This is a genomic window from Tropicimonas sediminicola (assembly GCF_900188335.1).
GTDB classification, from domain to species: domain Bacteria; phylum Pseudomonadota; class Alphaproteobacteria; order Rhodobacterales; family Rhodobacteraceae; genus Tropicimonas; species Tropicimonas sediminicola.
The window spans coordinates 415,718-430,731 of the sequence record NZ_FZOY01000003.1 but is presented as its reverse complement, the minus strand read 5'-3'; the positions used below and the strand labels follow the sequence as shown (position 1 = coordinate 430,731).

13 protein-coding genes are annotated in these 15,014 nt (G+C 68.6%); 4 read left to right on the top strand and 9 right to left on the bottom strand.

Annotation, left to right across the window (positions count from 1 at the left end; all coding sequences use genetic code 11):
* Positions 1-30: 30 nt before the first annotated feature.
* The 5 genes from CHB86_RS10490 to CHB86_RS10470 are packed head-to-tail and all read right to left on the bottom strand — an operon-like array spanning position 31 to position 4,805.
* The gene (locus CHB86_RS10490) at positions 31-849 is read right to left on the bottom strand and encodes an EcsC family protein (protein ID WP_089232981.1); all 819 of its coding nucleotides are present in this window, start codon (positions 847-849) and stop codon (positions 31-33) included.
* The gene (locus tag CHB86_RS10485; RefSeq protein ID WP_425445418.1) at positions 846-2,423 is read right to left on the bottom strand and encodes an AMP-binding protein; all 1,578 of its coding nucleotides are present in this window, start codon (positions 2,421-2,423) and stop codon (positions 846-848) included. The genes CHB86_RS10490 and CHB86_RS10485 overlap by 4 nt, the downstream gene beginning before the upstream one ends.
* Complete coding sequence (locus CHB86_RS10480; RefSeq protein ID WP_089232980.1) at positions 2,420-3,181, bottom strand: flavodoxin family protein; 762 nt, start codon at positions 3,179-3,181, stop codon at positions 2,420-2,422. Before CHB86_RS10480 ends, CHB86_RS10485 begins: the two co-directional genes overlap by 4 nt.
* Positions 3,182-3,236: 55 nt before the next feature.
* Entirely contained in the window at positions 3,237-3,638 is a 402-nt protein-coding gene (locus CHB86_RS10475; RefSeq protein WP_141134868.1) for a DUF1622 domain-containing protein, read from the bottom strand.
* Positions 3,639-3,641: 3 nt separating this feature from the next.
* Positions 3,642-4,805 carry an isovaleryl-CoA dehydrogenase gene (locus tag CHB86_RS10470; protein WP_089232978.1) on the bottom strand — a complete coding sequence of 388 codons (1,164 nt, stop codon included), beginning with the start codon at positions 4,803-4,805 and terminating at the stop codon, positions 3,642-3,644.
* Positions 4,806-5,029: 224 nt separating this feature from the next.
* Between CHB86_RS10470 and CHB86_RS10465 the strand changes: the two genes are divergently transcribed.
* Positions 5,030-6,304 (top strand): hypothetical protein, encoded by a 1,275-nt coding sequence (locus CHB86_RS10465; RefSeq protein WP_089232977.1) that lies wholly within the window; start codon positions 5,030-5,032, stop codon positions 6,302-6,304.
* Between the two features lie 69 nt (positions 6,305-6,373).
* On the opposite strand, the gene glmS is transcribed toward CHB86_RS10465, so the two are convergent.
* Positions 6,374-8,191, bottom strand: a complete 1,818-nt coding sequence (glmS, locus tag CHB86_RS10460) for a glutamine--fructose-6-phosphate transaminase (isomerizing) (protein WP_089232976.1) — start codon at positions 8,189-8,191, stop codon at positions 6,374-6,376.
* On the bottom strand, positions 8,191-9,546 hold the full coding sequence (gene glmU / locus CHB86_RS10455; RefSeq protein ID WP_089232975.1) for a bifunctional UDP-N-acetylglucosamine diphosphorylase/glucosamine-1-phosphate N-acetyltransferase GlmU: 1,356 nt from the start codon (positions 9,544-9,546) through the stop codon (positions 8,191-8,193). Before glmU ends, glmS begins: the two co-directional genes overlap by 1 nt.
* Positions 9,547-9,681: 135 nt before the next feature.
* Between glmU and CHB86_RS10450 the strand changes: the two genes are divergently transcribed.
* Positions 9,682-10,347, top strand: coding sequence for an HAD-IA family hydrolase (locus tag CHB86_RS10450; RefSeq protein WP_089232974.1), 666 nt, complete (start codon positions 9,682-9,684; stop codon positions 10,345-10,347).
* Between the two features lie 36 nt (positions 10,348-10,383).
* Here CHB86_RS10450 and CHB86_RS10445 read toward each other — a convergent pair whose 3' ends face one another.
* Positions 10,384-10,926, bottom strand: coding sequence for an RSP_2648 family PIN domain-containing protein (locus tag CHB86_RS10445; protein WP_089232973.1), 543 nt, complete (start codon positions 10,924-10,926; stop codon positions 10,384-10,386).
* Complete coding sequence (locus tag CHB86_RS10440) at positions 10,926-12,128, bottom strand: RSP_2647 family RNA methyltransferase (protein ID WP_245837884.1); 1,203 nt, start codon at positions 12,126-12,128, stop codon at positions 10,926-10,928. Before CHB86_RS10440 ends, CHB86_RS10445 begins: the two co-directional genes overlap by 1 nt.
* Positions 12,129-12,336: 208 nt before the next feature.
* Between CHB86_RS10440 and edd the strand changes: the two genes are divergently transcribed.
* Both edd and eda read left to right on the top strand, forming a co-directional pair.
* Entirely contained in the window at positions 12,337-14,142 is a 1,806-nt protein-coding gene (gene edd, locus CHB86_RS10435; protein ID WP_089232972.1) for a phosphogluconate dehydratase, read from the top strand.
* A 213-nt stretch (positions 14,143-14,355) separates the two neighbouring features.
* On the top strand, positions 14,356-14,997 hold the full coding sequence (gene eda, locus CHB86_RS10430) for a bifunctional 4-hydroxy-2-oxoglutarate aldolase/2-dehydro-3-deoxy-phosphogluconate aldolase (protein ID WP_089232971.1): 642 nt from the start codon (positions 14,356-14,358) through the stop codon (positions 14,995-14,997).
* The last annotated feature ends 17 nt before the right edge of the window (positions 14,998-15,014 follow it).

The following is a 15,014-nucleotide window of genomic DNA, read 5'->3' as shown; positions in this document are numbered from 1 at the left end:
GCCGCGCGAAGTGGAACGAATGTCCGCCCATCATGCCTCTCCGGCTCCGTCGAGGCTCCGGTCCTCCAGCAGCCGCCGCTCCATCAGCCACCGCATCCGGTAGCCGTAGCGCGCGGCCCGGCTCACGTCGGTCTGGAAACTCGCGTTGACCACGGCGGCAACCGCGCCGCCGACGATCGGCACCACCTGCCCCGCCTTGCGGCTGGCGAGGGTGACGCCAAGCTGCCGGGCGATCCGTTCGATGACCTTTTCGGAGACCCAGCCGCCGCCCTTTTCCAGCACCAGGCGCCCCTCGGGGCTGGCGAGGAAAGCCGCCATGTCGGAGAGCGCCGCCAGCGTCTCGTCGCGCCCCTTGTTGGCCGTCTCCGTCGCGACCTGGAGCACCATCAGCCGATAGGCCCGCTCCTCCTCGCTGTCGCCGTTGAAGCCGAAGGCGGCCCCCGTCGCCCGCACGTTGCGGGCCGCCATGGCGATCGTTGCCGGGATGTCGGCGGTCATGCCGACCGCGCCGAACCAGCCCGCCGCCCCGCCCGAGGCGGCATTGGAACTTGCCGCCCAGGCCTGCACCCGCCGCGCCGCCGCCTCGCAGGCGGCCAGATCCTCCACCGAGTGGCGGGTCATCTCGGCCGGAACGGTGTAGCCCACCATCCGGTCGGCGATCCGCAGGCCCTGCTGCACCAGCCGTGGCGGCACCATCCGGGCCACCAGCCCGCCCACGGGCGCGGTGAACCGCTCCGCCCCCCGGCCCATGCGGGTCGGCTTGCGTTCCTCGAAGGCGCGCTGGCGCTCGAGCGCCTCGCGCAGGATGTCGGCCGCCAGGTGCGGGCGACGCTCGTTCGGCGGGGTCATGGTCTGGCTCCTTCGGCCGCGATGCGGCGCAGCTCGCGCCGAATGATCTTTCCGCTGATGGTCATCGGCAGGCTCTCCGCGAAATGCAGGATACGCGGATATTCATGCGCGGCGAGCCGCGTCTTCACATGCGCCTGGAGGGCGGCGCGGGTCTCGGCGTCAGGCGCGTGGCCCGGGCGCAGGATCACGAAGGCGGTCACCGCCTCGGTGCGCTCCGGGTCCGGCGTTCCGACCACGCCGCAACTCGCCACGGCGGGATGGGTCAGCAGGCAATCCTCGACCTCACCGGGCCCGATCCGGTAGCCCGAGGAGGTGATCACGTCGTCGTCGCGCCCCTTGAACCGCAGGAAAGCGCCCTCGCGGATGCCCCTGTCTCCGGTCAGCATCCAGTCGCCGCGAAACTTGGCTGCGGTCGCCTCCGGGTTGCGCCAGTATTCCAGCATCATCGACGCCGATCCCCGCCGCACGGCGATCTCGCCCTCGCCTCCGGTCGGCGCGCCGTCCGGCCCGATGACGTCGACCGCGTGCCCCGGCACCGGCTGGCCCATCGCGCCCGGCACCGGGTCGAACAGCGCGCCGCAGGCACTGACGATCATGTTGCACTCGGTCTGGCCGTAGAATTCGTTGATCGTGAGACCAAAGGCCCGCCGCCCCCAGTCGAGCATCTCCGCCCCCAGCGGCTCCCCGCCGGACGCAACCGAGCGCAGCCCCGGAATGGACATGTCCGCCGCCTTGAGCGCCCGCAGCGCCGTCGGCGGGAAAAAGACGTTGCGCGCCCCGGTCTGCGCCACGATCCGCGCGCAATCCTCGGGCGTGAACCGCGGCAGCCGCGCCGCGACCACCGGCACCCCGTGCCAGAGCCCCGGCATCAGCACGTCGAACAGCCCGCCGATCCAGGCCCAGTCGGCCGGGGTCCAGAGAACGTCGCCCGGCTGCGGCAGCATGTCGTGCGACAGCTCCACCCCCGGCAGGTGGCCGCGCAGCACCCTGTGGGCATGCAGCGCGCCCTTCGGGTTTCCGGTCGTCCCCGAGGTGTAGATCATCACCGCGGGGTCTTCCGCCCCGGTGTCGGCGGTGGCGAAAGGCGGGCCGCCGAGCGCGAGCCCCTCCGGCGTGACAAGCGCCACATCCGCCCCCAGCGCCGGCGCGAGATCTCCCCCGAGCCGCTCCGCGCCCCCCGCATCCGTCACGATCGCCCGCGCCTCGGCGTCGCCCAGCCGCATCGCCAGCGCCTCCGGTCCAAACAGCGTGAAAAGCGGGATCGAGATCGCGCCGATTTTCCACACAGCGACATGCGCAGCCGCCGTCCAGGGCGACTGGCTGAGAAACACGCCGACCCTGTCGCCGCGCCCGATCCCGACCTCGACCAGCCGGTGCGCCATCGCATCCGCCATCGCCCGAAGGTCCCCGAATGTCGTCCGGCGCAGGCCGCCGTCAGCGAGCGGCTCGATCAACGCCACCCGCTCCGGCTCCGCCTCGGCCCAGCGGTCGCAGACCTCCCAGGCCATGTTGAGCCGCTCCGGGATCTGCCACCCGTGCTCTTTCACGTGGCTGAATGTGGGCCCCTGGATCAAGACCGATGCTCCGGATTGTCATAGTCGAACCGGCACCCCGCGGCCCAGGCACGGCGGTCGTTGCCGTGGTTCGGCAAGCCCCCGGCCTGCTTCAGCATCCGCGCCATGTGCATCAGGTTCCACGTCATGATCGTGGTGTTGCGCTGCGTGAAATCGTTGTCGAACCCGGCGCGGGTGCCGTCCTCCAGCGCATCGCCGAAGGAGGGGCCGGGGCCGGCCTCGCCGATCCAGCCGCAATCGGCCTGCGGGGGGATCGTCACGCCGAGATGGGACAGCGCATAGCCTATGGTCATCGCCGCGTGCTTGATCCCGTCCTCGTTGCCGGTGACCACGCAGCCGCCGACCTTGCCGTAGTAGATCGACTGGCCCTTGTCGTTGAGCATCCCCGACATGCCGTAGAGCCGTTCGATGAGCACCCGGCAGAGCGAGCTTTCCTCGCCGAGCCAGAGCGGCGTACCGATCACCAGGATATCGGCGGCTTGCACCCTGTCCCAGATCGCGGGCCAGCCATCGCTGTCATGCCCGTGCTCGGTCATGTCCGGATAGACGCCCGCAGGCACGCCCGCGGAGGCCATGTTCACATGCTCCACCGCCACGCCATTGCGCTGCATCATCTCCGCGACGACGTTCAGCAGGATCTGGGTGTGGCTGTCGCCTGCATCGAGTTTGAGCGAGGTGTTGAACAGCAAAGCCGAAAGCCCCGAGAAATCGGTCTCGTTGGCGGTGCAAAGGGCTTCCTGTTTCTCGCTCAGCGTCATCGTCACATCCTTCCTTGTCTGTCGCGGCGTTCGCCGGGGAACGCCCGGCGCCACGTCAGAGTTCCGGATCCTCCTTGATCGCACGCACCTCCTGGCCCAGCAGGTGACTGACGGCGAAACGGATACCGACAAGGACACCGAGGAAGATCAGGTCGCCAAGATCGAGGCTCAGCGCGGTGTGGATGATGTCCGAGACGATGAAGATCATCAGCCCCGCAAGGATGTAACGCCCGAGCTGGATTCGCTCGCCGTTGATGATCCGCGCCCGCGCCGGCTCGTCGATCTTGGTTTCCGCACGGACGAACCCTGCCAGGAACCGCAGCGCGCCGACCAGCATGACCAGGATCGCCATCACGTCGATCATCGCCGCGACGAGCTCCAGCCCGTGCGTCAGTGTCGGGAAATCCGTGTGGAGCAGGCTTGGCGTTCCTGCCCAGAATGGTCCTTCGCTTTCCACCACTCACCCCATGGCCGCCATCATTTCGCGACCGATCAGCATCCGCCGGATCTCCGAGGTGCCGGCGCCGATCTCCATCAGCTTGGCATCCCGGAACAGCCGGCTCACAGGCGCGTCGTTCATGAACCCCGCCCCGCCCATCGCCTGCACCGCCTGGTGGGCCTGCGTCATCGCGGCCTCGGAGGAATAGAGCACGCAGGCGGCGGCGTCCGCGCGGGTCACTTCGCCCCGGTCACAGGCCTTGGCCACCTCGTAGACATAAGCACGCGCGGTGTTCATTGCAGCATACATGTCGGCGATCTTGGCCTGCATCAGCTGGAAGCTCCCTATCGGCTGGCCGAACTGCTTGCGGTCCTTCAGGTAGGGCATGATCTCGTCGAGGCAGGCCGCGATGATGCCGGTGCCGATGCCGGCCAGCACCACGCGTTCGTAGTCGAGCCCCGACATCAGCACGCGCACGCCCTTGCCCTCTTCGCCCAGCACGTTCTCGAACGGCACCTCCACGTCCTGGAACACCAGCTCCGCCGTGTTCGAGCCGCGCATCCCGAGCTTGTCGAAATGCTTGCTGGTGGAGAACCCCTTCATGGTCTTCTCGACAATGAAGGCGGTGATGCCGCGACTGCCGGCGTCCGGGTCCGTCTTGGCGTAGACGACCAGCGTGTCGGCATCCGGGCCGTTGGTGATCCAGTACTTGGTGCCGTTCAGCAGGTAGTGGCCGTTGCGCTTCTCGGCGCGGAGCTTCATGGACACCACGTCCGAGCCCGCGCCGGCCTCCGACATCGCGAGCGCGCCCACGTGCTCGCCGGAGATCAGTTTCGGCAGGTAGGTGCGCTTCTGCTCCTCGCTGCCATTCAGCTTGATCTGGTTCACGCAGAGGTTGGAATGCGCGCCGTAGCTGAGCGAGACCGAGGCCGAGGCGCGCGCGATCTCTTCCACCGCGATGGTATGGGCGAGATAGGACATGCCGGCCCCGCCGTATTCCTCCGGCACCGTGATGCCGAGCAGCCCAAGGTCGCCCATCTCGCGCCAGAGCTCGGCCGGGAACTCGTTGCCCGCATCGATCGCGGCGGCCATCGGCTTGACCCGCTCCTGCGCCCAGCGATGCACCATGTCACGCAGCGCCGCGGCCTCCTCGCCGATGTCGAAGCTCATCGTCGCGTTGAACATCGCCACAGGGCCTCCCCTCCCCGTTATTGAACGACTGTTCAAATACTAGACACGAGTCGCGTCAGCGGTCAATCGGGCTGATGCGGCCGGCACGCGGCGCCCCTGACGTGGCCCGGGCGGATCACATATTCAAAAACCGGGTGCTTGCCACAGAAATGCCCGCATTTCGAGCAAGCCTCGGCGGGACGGTCTCGGGGGCGGACCAGTTGCGAAGGGAGAGCGCCATGAAAATTCTCGAGTTGACGCTGGTCGCGGGCCTCGTCCTGACCCTGCCGGTCGCCTTGGGCGGACAGGCATATGTCGACTTCGGCGACCACGGGGCCGCCTATGCGAAAAACGGGGACAAAGGCGACAAGGGTGGCAAGGGCGACCGGGGCGACAAGGGCAACAACGGCCGGGGATCGGACAAGAGCAAGTCCGGCAAGGACAAGTCCGACAAGACGTCGCGCGGAGCCAAGGGCGCCTCGGGCAAATCCGACCGCTCCAGCGCGTCCAAATCCCAGAACGGCAACAACCCCTTCGCGAAGCTGAAGGAGAAGTTCGGCAAGGGATCGTCCGGCAAGTCGAAGGCTGCGGCGCCCGTGAGGACCGCGAAGAGCCCTTCGGTCAAGACCTCCCGGAAACCGTCGCCGACGCTCGTCACCCATTCCCCGAAACCGGCGAAACGGCCCGGATTTTCGCCGGAGAGGGCAGTCGCCGGCGGCGCGCTGGCCTCGCAACTCAAGAGCCTGAACTCTCTCAACCGCAACATCAACGGCCTGATGAACAGCTCCGATCCCAAGATGGCGCCGTTCCGGGACTACGTGATGGCGAGCGCCGACAGCGAGGCCGCGAAAGAGGCGTTGGAGCAGGCGCAGCGCGACCTCCTGGAGACCCAAACCGCCTATGACCAGATTGCCGAAGATCTTGCCCTCCCCGACGATCCCGATGCCGCGCTGACGGATCTGGACCAGCGGCTGCGCGATCACGCGGCGCTCGAACCCGAGGAACCGGTCAAAACGCCCGAGAATGCAGATACCTACGATGAACTGCTCAAGGAATGGGAAACCGCACACAAGGCCTGGGAGGAAGACGGCGCCGCACTGACGGAGGCGCGCGACACCGCCGAAGCCCTGTCCCGCGAGACCGACGCGGTGGCCGAGGCCGAGAAGGTCGCGGAAGAGGCGGCCGACGCCGTATCCGAGGAGGTGATGCGCCAGGCCATGGTCGACTCGCTGAATGCCACCGGCAACGGACCGGTCACCGAGGATGACATCACGCCGGAGATGGAGGATTGGGTGGCCGCACAGCTTGGCGTCGGAGAGGCGGACGGGCTGATCGACGACTACATCGCGCGCCAGCAGGAAGAGATGTCGGAGACGGACACGCCAGAGACCGCGGAAGCGGAGGACAGCGTGGAAACCGAGGCTCCGGAGGAAGAGGCGGAGGATGAGTCGACCACAGCCTCCGACGAGGACGGCGAAACGCCGGAGATCCTCGCGGCCTCGGCAACCGAGTGACGCCCCGCAGGGCAACCTCCCGACGCTGGCGGTTCCATCCGCCAGCGTTTCCCGTTTCCGGGAGCCCGCCTATTCCACTGTGACCGACTTCGCCAGGTTCCTGGGCTGGTCCACATCCGTGCCCTTGGCGATGGCCGCGTGGTAGGCAAGGAGCTGCGCCGGCAGTGCATAGAGGATCGGGGCGAGAAGCGGGTCGACCTCCGGCATGAGGATCGTCTTCCAGCAGCCGTCACCGGCCGCCCGCGCGCCCTTCGCATCGGTGATCAGCAGGACCTTGCCCCCCCGCGCCATCACCTCCTGCATGTTCGACACCGTCTTGTCGAAGAGGTGGTCGGAGGGCGCCATGACGATTACCGGCACCGTCTTGTCGACCAGCGCGATCGGTCCGTGCTTGAGTTCGCCCGACGCATAACCTTCGGCATGTATGTAGCTGATTTCCTTCAGCTTGAGCGCACCCTCCATCGCCAGCGGGAACATCGCGCCGCGGCCAAGGAACAGAACGTCGCGCGCCTCGGAAACGGATTTGGCAACGGCGGCGATCTCGTCCGAACTGGCCATGGCGATGTTCATCAGACCGGGGACCTGCCGCAGCGCCGCGATCCGCGCCTCCAGTTCCTCGGCATCGAGGCGACCGCGGTCATGGGCGGCCTTGAGCGCCAGCAGGAACAGCACGGTGAGCTGGCAGGTGAAGGCCTTGGTCGAGGCCACGCCGATCTCGGCGCCCGCCCGGATCGGCAGGACCAGGTCGCTCTCGCGGGCGATCGAGCTTTCGGTCACGTTCACCACAGAGGCGACGCGCGCGGCCTTGCCCTCGCAGTAGCGCAGCGCGGCGAGCGTGTCCGCGGTTTCGCCCGACTGGCTGACGAACAGCGCCAGGGTCCGGGGCGGGATCGGCGGCTCGCGGTAGCGGAACTCGCTGGCGATATCCACCTCGACCGAGATCCCGGCGAGAGATTCGAACCAGTATTTCGCAACCACGCAGGCGTAGTTGGCGGTGCCGCAGGCGACCATCACCATCCTGTCGAACTCGGTGAAATCGAGACCCGGCTCCGGCATCTCGATCCCCTCGCCTCGCAGGTAATGCGACAGCGCATCGCCCAGCACGATCGGCTGCTCGGCGATCTCCTTGGCCATGAAGTGCCGATAGCCGCCCTTTTCGACCTGGCTCAGGTCGATGTTCACCTTCTTGATCGGACGATTGACCAGCGTGCCTGCGCCGTCGCGGATCTCGACCGAGCTCCGGGTCAGGCAGGCCCAATCCCCCTCCTCGAGATAGGTGATGCGGTCGGTCATCGGCGCCAGGGCCATGGCGTCGGAGCCGACAAAGACCTCGCCGTCGCCGTGGCCGATAGCCAGCGGTGAGCCCCTGCGGGCGACGATCATCAGGTCGTCCTGCCCGTCGAAGAGCAGCGCCAGCGCAAAGGCCCCTTCGAGGCGGGCGATCGCGGCTGCAGCGGCGTCGCGATGGTTCATCCCCTTCGCCAGCATGTGCTGGACGAGGAGCGCAATGGTTTCCGTGTCCGTCTCGGTCTCGAAATGCAGCCCGGCATCGGCCAGGTCGGCGCGGAGTTCCCGGAAATTCTCGATGATGCCATTGTGCACAACCGCCACCGGCCCGGCGCGATGCGGGTGCGCATTGGCGACGCTCGGCGCACCGTGGGTGGCCCAGCGCGTGTGGCCGATTCCGGCCTTGCCCGTCAGCGGTTCATGCACCAGCAGATCCGAAAGGTTGACGAGCTTGCCCACGGCGCGGCGGCGATCGAGCACGCCGTCATTGACGGTCGCGATCCCCGCGCTGTCATATCCGCGGTACTCGAGGCGTTTGAGCGCCTCGACCAGCAACGGGGCCGCTTCGTGCCGCCCCAGAACTCCGACGATCCCGCACATCAGCTATTGCCCCCGCTCTGATTCCGTTTCGCCTCCCGAAGCCGCTCCATCAGCTTGCGGGCAAGATCCGGCTTGTTCTCCTGGCGCGCACGCCCAAGCGCGAGCGCGTCCGCCGGAACATCGGAGGTGATGACCGAACCCGAGGCCGTCATCGCCCCCGCGCCTATCTTAACAGGTGCGACGAGCATCGTATCGGAACCAATGAAGGCCCCGGCCCCGATTTCCGTGAAATGCTTGAAAACGCCGTCGTAATTGCAGGTCACGGTACCGGCGCCGACATTCGTGCCGGCCCCTATGGAGGCGTCGCCGATATAGGTCAGGTGATTCACCTTGGCACCGGCGTCGAGGATGCCGTTCTTGATCTCGACGAAATTGCCGACCTTGACGTCCTCTGCCAGTTCGGTGCCCGGGCGCAGACGTGCATATGGGCCCACCACGGCGCCGCGCGACACATGACACCCCTCAAGGTGGCTGAAGGCGCGGATTCGGGCGCCGGTCTCGATGGTCACGCCGGGGCCGAAGACGACGTGGGGCTCGACCAGCGCATCGCGGCCGATGACGGTGTCGTAAGCAAACCAGACCGTGTCCGGCGCCTGCAGGGTCACGCCTTCCTGCATTGCCTGTGACCGGGCGCGGTTCTGGAAGACCAACTCCGCGGCGGCAAGATCGGCCCGGGAATTGACGCCGAGGGTCTCGGCCTCCTCGCAGGCCACGGCCGTGGCCGACAAACCGCGGCTGCAGGCAATCGCTACGATGTCCGTCAGGTAGTACTCACCCGAGGCGTTGTCCTTGCCGACCGCCTCGATGAGCTCGAACAGCGTCGCGGCATCCACGCAGATCACGCCTGAATTGCAGAGCGTTATGGCGCGTTCCTCGTCCGTCGCGTCCTTGAACTCGACAATCCGTTCCAGGGCGTCGCCATTCATCACCAGCCGCCCGTAGCGGCCGGGATCGGCGGCCTCGAAGCCGAGCACGACGACCGCGTGATCGGCCCGCGCCTCGACCATCCGTTCCAGGGTCTCCGGCCGCACGAAGGGCGTGTCGCCGTAAAGCACGATCACATCGCCCTCCGCGCCCTCGAGCGCGGTGCGCGCCTGGGCGACGGCATGGGCAGTGCCGAGCCGCTCGGTCTGTTCGGCGATCAGGACCTGGGGATCGAAATCCTGCGCGGCGGCGGCGACATCTTCGGCGCCATTGCCGGTGACCACGACCACCCGGTCGGGCTGCAGCGTCGCGCCAGCCTGCATCGCATGGTGCAGGAGCGGCGCGCCGGCGACCTCGTGCAGGACTTTCGGAAGGTCGGATTGCATCCGGGTGCCCTGGCCTGCCGCCAGGATGACGAGGTTTGTCGGCATCGCAAATCTCTTTTCTTCAACCGGCTTCCGTAATACGCGAGGCCGGGCGCGCCGCAAGGGGCTTCCCGGTCAAATGCGGTGACACTCTGAAACATGGCTCGGCGGCGGCCCGCCGAAGCGACCTGGAGGGCACGGATGCGCACGGTGATCTTCGATCTGGACGGAACGCTCGCGGACACCAGCGGCGACCTCATCGCCGCGGCGAACCGGTGCTTCGAGAACCGCGGCCTCGGCGCGCCGCTCGATCCCCGGGCCGACGCCGCCACCGCCTTTCGCGGCGGTCGCGCCATGCTGCGGCTGGGTTTCGAGCGGCTGCAGGCGGACGACGCCGAAACGCAGGTGGACCGGGAATATCCCGCCCTTCTCGCCCATTACGGCGCCGCGATCGACGTGCACACGCGGCTTTACCCGGGTGCGATGGAGGCGGTGGAGGCGCTGACCGGGCGTGGCGTGGCCGTGGGGATCTGCACCAACAAGCCCCAAGGCCTGGCCGAGACCCTGCTGCAGCGGCTCGGCGTGCGTGGGGCCTTTGCCTCGCTGATCGGCGCAGACACGCTGCCGGTGCGCAAGCCCGACCCCGCCCCCTACCGCGCGGCGGTGACGCTGGCCGGCGGCGCGGTCGAACGCTCGCTGCTGGTGGGCGACACGGTTACCGACCGGGAAACGGCACGCGCAACCGGCGTTCCCTGCGTGCTGGTGACCTTCGGCCCCGAAGGCCGCGCCGTCGCCGGCATGGAACCCGAGGCGCTGCTCGACCATTTCGACGAGTTGCCGGCACTGGTCGACCGCCTGCTCGGCTGACACGGTCCGCGCCGGAGCCCTGGCGAGGCGGAACGCCTAACCTGCGAGCGCCTTTGCAAGACGCGGGAGGCGAGCCTTCTTGAGCAGCGGCCGCATCTCGTGCGGAACGTCGTCCATCTGCCGTGCCTGGCGCAGCACCTGTTCCGCCGCGCGGGCGACCTTTTCGGGGTGATCCTGCCAGAGCCGGTGAAGAAAGCCGTCCGGGTCGGCGCGGTCCAACCCTTCCTCGGAGAGGATATTCCGTGGGAAGTCGCGGATATTCAGGGTCAGGATCAGGTCGGCCGAGCCGGCCACGGCGGCGGCAAGAACATGGATGTCGTTCTCGTCGGGCAGCCAGAGCCGCGCAAGATCACCGTCGCGCGGCTGCACGCTGGCTTTGGGCCAGGCCGCGCGGACCAGCGCGATCTCGCCCCGTGCCTGCGCCTCGTCGAGCGGGCCACGGCGGGCGGCGGCGCGGGCCCATTCCTCCAGCAGCCGGTCCGACCAGAGCGGTTCGAACAGCCCCTGCCCCGCGACGCCCAGCACCACCTCCCGCATCACGGTCGGATAGAGCACGCAGGCGTCGATCAGCACCCGCATCAGGGCACGAGCCGGAAGAACAGCGCCTTGAGATAGCCGCTCTCGGCGAGTTGCGGCAGCATCGGGTGGTCCGGGCCGGCGAAGCCGGTGTGCAGCAGTTGCGCGCGCCGGCCGCCACGGCCGATGCCGCGGGCCGAAGCGTTACGGAACTTCGAGAGATCGGCGGCGTGCGAGCAGGAACACAGTCCCAGGTAGCCGCCTGGCGCCACCAGCGGTGCGGCGAGCCGCGCCACGCGCTCGTAGGCGCGCAGGCCGGCGTCCAGCGCCTGCCGGCTGGGCGCGAAGGCCGGCGGGTCGCAGACCACGAGGTCGAAGGTCTGCCCTTCCTCGGCCAGCGCCTCCATCACCGCGAAGGCATCGCCCTTGCGGGTCTCGAACCGGTCCGCGACGCCGGCCGCCGCAGCCCCGGCCTCGGCCAGCTCCAGCGCCGCGGCTGATCCGTCGACGCTGAGCGCCGATGCCGCGCCGGCCGCCAGAGACGCGAGGCCGAAGCCTCCCACATGGGAAAACACGTCGAGCACGCGCCCGCCTCCCGCCAGCCGCGCGGCGAAGGCGTGGTTCGGGCGCTGGTCGTAGAACAGGCCGGTCTTCTGGCCGCCCATCAGGTCGGCCATGTAGGTCGCGCCGTTCATCGGCACCGGCACCGGGCCATCCAGCGCACCTTCGAGCAGCAGGGTCTCCTCCGGCAGCCCTTCCAGCCCGCGGGCACGGCCGGTGCCGTTCTTGACCAGCACCGAGACGCCGGTGACGGCCTTCAGTGCCGCCGCGATCTCGGCGAGCCGCAACTCCGCCCAGGCGGCGTTGGGTTGGATCACCGCCGCGTCGCCGAAGCGGTCGATGACCACGCCGGGAAGACCATCGGCCTCCGCATGGATCAGCCGGTAGAACGGCGCATCGAAGAGCCGTTCGCGCAGCGCCAGCGCCCGCGCGATCCGCTCCTCGAACCAGGCGGCATCGATGGACGCCGCCGGGTCGCGGTCGAGCATACGGGCGATGATCTTGGACTGGCCGTTCAGCGCCACGAGGCCGAGCGGGCGCCGCTCGGCATCCTCCAGCAGGGCGATGGTGCCGGCGTCGAGCGCCCGCGTCCGCCGATCGACGACGAGTTCGTCGGCATAGACCCAGGGGAATCCGTGCCGCAGCGCGCGGGCATCGCCCTTGGGGCGCAGACGGACGGTGGGGAGAGGCAGATCTGTTGTCATGCGCGCGGTCTATCCGCTCGCGGCGGCTTGCGAAAGCCCGCCCGTGCGCGAGCGGCGCAGTTCGTCTACACTGTTCGGGCCGCCTGTGCCTCGCGCCCTAGTGCACGGCTCAGGCGGCGCATTTGCCGCGATCTTCCCGGCTGGGGAAGGATTTGATCCGTTAGCGCTAACCTGCTAAGTCACCGGCATCAGCAAGGGAGAGAGTTCCATGGACCTCAACGCCACGGTCGCCCGCGTCACCGAACGCATCCGCGAGCGCAGCCACGACAGCCGCCACGCCTATCTGGAACAGATGCAGAAGGCGGCGGAGGCCGGTCCGGCCCGGGCGCATCTGACCTGTGGCAACCAGGCCCATGCCTATGCGGCGATGGGCGAGGACAAGGCAGCACTTGCAGAGGGACGCGCGCCCAATATCGGGATCGTTACCGCCTACAACGACATGCTCTCCGCCCACCAGCCGTTCGAACGCTACCCTGACCTGATCCGCCGAGCGGCCCGCGAGGCCGGCGCCACGGCCCAGGTCGCAGGCGGCGTGCCGGCGATGTGCGACGGCGTCACCCAGGGCCAGACCGGAATGGAGCTGTCGCTCTTCTCGCGCGACGTGATCGCCATGGCCTCGGCCGTCGCGCTCAGCCACAACACCTTCGATTCCGCGCTCTTCCTGGGCGTCTGCGACAAGATCGTACCGGGGCTGGTGATGGCAGCGGCGAGCTTCTCGCACCTGCCGGCGGTGTTCCTGCCCGCCGGCCCCATGACGAGTGGCCTGCCGAACGACGAGAAGGCCCGCGTCCGCCAGCAATTCGCCACCGGCGAGGTCGGTCGCGACAAGCTGATGGAGGCCGAGATGGCCTCCTACCACGGGCCGGGCACCTGCACCTTCTACGGCACCGCGAACACCAACCAGATGCTGATGGAATTCATGGGGCTGCACCTGCCCGGCGCCAGTTTCGTCACCCCGAACACGCCGCTGCGCGATGCGCTGACCGTCGCCGGCGCCAAGCGCGCGGCCGAGATCACCGCGCTCGGCAACGAATACACCCCGGCGGGCGAGGTGCTCGACGAGCGGGCCTTCGTCAACGGCATGGTCGGGCTGATGGCCACGGGCGGGTCGACCAACCTGATCCTGCACCTGCCCGCGATGGCACGGGCGGCGGGGATCCGGCTCGGCCTGGAAGACTTCGCGGACCTCTCCGACGTCGTCCCGCTGCTGGCCAAGGTCTATCCCAACGGCCTCGCGGACGTGAACCATTTCCACGCCGCGGGCGGCCTCGGCTTCATGATCGGCGAGCTTCTCAAGGCCGGTCTGCTGCACCCCGACACACGCACCGTCGCCGGCGACGGGCTCGCACTCTACACCCGCGAGCCGAAGCTCCAGAACGGCGAACTGGTCTGGGAGGAAGGCGCCGGCGAGACGCTCAACGACAAGATCCTGCGCCCCGCCGCCAGCCCGTTCCAGCCGACGGGCGGCCTGAAACAGCTCAAGGGCTCGTTGGGCCACGGAGTGATGAAGGTCTCGGCCGTCGCGCCCGAGCGGCACGTGATCGAAGCCCGCGCCCGCGTGTTCCACGACCAGGAGGTAGTCAAGACGGCCTTCAAGGCCGGTGAGTTCACCGAGGACACCGTCGTCGTCGTCCGCTTCCAGGGCCCCGGCGCCAACGGGATGCCGGAACTGCACAGCCTGACCCCGACCCTTGCCGTCCTTCAGGATCGCGGCCTCAAGGTGGCACTGGTCACCGACGGGCGGATGTCCGGCGCTTCGGGCAAGGTGCCGGCGGCGATCCACGTCACACCCGAAGCCGCCTCCGGCGGTCCGATCGCCAGGGTGCGGGACGGCGACATGGTCCGCGTCGATGCGGTCGCGGGCACGCTGGACGTTCTCGAAGACGGTTTTGCCGAGCGCGCGCCCGTCCAGGCAGACCTCTCTGCCAATACCCACGGCCTCGGACGCGACCTTTTCGAGACCTTCCGCCGCAATGCAGGCCCCGCCACGGAAGGCGCCTGCGCCGTGCTCTGACCCGTGGCGCGGCAATAGTGCACTTGACTGATATGCTAGCTCAGGGTCTTTCTGCGCGCGTCAGGGTATTTTTGCCAAAGAGACGGAACAGAGGTCCTGCGCGGACAGTGATGGGGGGAGCAGACCGGCGGTGGCCGGCCTGTCTTCTTGGCTGAAATACCCAACCCGGCGCCGCGCTGACACGTGCCGTCCGGCCAATCAGAGGAACAGAGAATGACACCACAGGAAGCCAGCCTGAAGACCGCCGAGATCTGCCGCCTGGCGCCGGTCGTCCCCGTCCTGGTGATCGACGACGTCGCCAGCGCCCGGCCGCTCGCCGAGGCGCTCGTGGCCGGCGGCCTGCCGGCGCTCGAGGTGACGCTGCGCACGCCGGTGGCGCTCGACGCGATCCGCGAGATGTCGAAGGTCGAGGGCGGCGTCGTCGGTGCCGGCACCCTGCTCACCCCCGAGGACGTCGCGGCGGCCAAGGCGGCCGGGGCGCGGTTCGGCGTGTCTCCCGGCGCGACCGACCGGCTGCTCGATGCCTGCGAGGCGCAGGACCTGCCACTGCTGCCCGGCGCGGCAACCGCGAGCGAGGCGATGGCGCTCCTGGAACGCGGCTACACGACCCTGAAGTTCTTCCCCGCCGAAGCCGCCGGCGGCGCCGCGGCGCTCAAGGGCATCGGCGCGCCGATCCCGCAGATCAAGTTCTGCCCGACCGGCGGCGTCACGCCCCAGAACGCGCCGACCTATCTCGGCCTGTCCAACACGATCTGCGTTGGCGGAAGCTGGGTCGCACCGGCCAAGCTCGTCGCCGCAGGAGACTGGAAGGCGATCGAGGAACTGGCCCGCGAGGCCGCGGCGCTCAGCGCCTGATCTTCGTCAGGGTGCCG

Coding starts and splice junctions, on each gene's coding strand:
- CHB86_RS10490 (WP_089232981.1), bottom strand. CDS start 849: ATGACCCCGCCGAACGAGCGTCGCCCGCACCTGGCGGCCGACATCCTG.
- CHB86_RS10480 (WP_089232980.1), bottom strand. CDS start 3,181: ATGACGCTGAGCGAGAAACAGGAAGCCCTTTGCACCGCCAACGAGACC.
- CHB86_RS10470 (WP_089232978.1), bottom strand. CDS start 4,805: ATGTTCAACGCGACGATGAGCTTCGACATCGGCGAGGAGGCCGCGGCG.
- CHB86_RS10465 (WP_089232977.1), top strand. CDS start 5,030: ATGAAAATTCTCGAGTTGACGCTGGTCGCGGGCCTCGTCCTGACCCTG.
- glmS (WP_089232976.1), bottom strand. CDS start 8,191: ATGTGCGGGATCGTCGGAGTTCTGGGGCGGCACGAAGCGGCCCCGTTG.
- glmU (WP_089232975.1), bottom strand. CDS start 9,546: ATGCCGACAAACCTCGTCATCCTGGCGGCAGGCCAGGGCACCCGGATG.
- CHB86_RS10450 (WP_089232974.1), top strand. CDS start 9,682: ATGCGCACGGTGATCTTCGATCTGGACGGAACGCTCGCGGACACCAGC.
- CHB86_RS10445 (WP_089232973.1), bottom strand. CDS start 10,926: ATGCGGGTGCTGATCGACGCCTGCGTGCTCTATCCGACCGTGATGCGG.
- CHB86_RS10440 (WP_245837884.1), bottom strand. CDS start 12,128: ATGACAACAGATCTGCCTCTCCCCACCGTCCGTCTGCGCCCCAAGGGC.
- edd (WP_089232972.1), top strand. CDS start 12,337: ATGGACCTCAACGCCACGGTCGCCCGCGTCACCGAACGCATCCGCGAG.
- eda (WP_089232971.1), top strand. CDS start 14,356: ATGACACCACAGGAAGCCAGCCTGAAGACCGCCGAGATCTGCCGCCTG.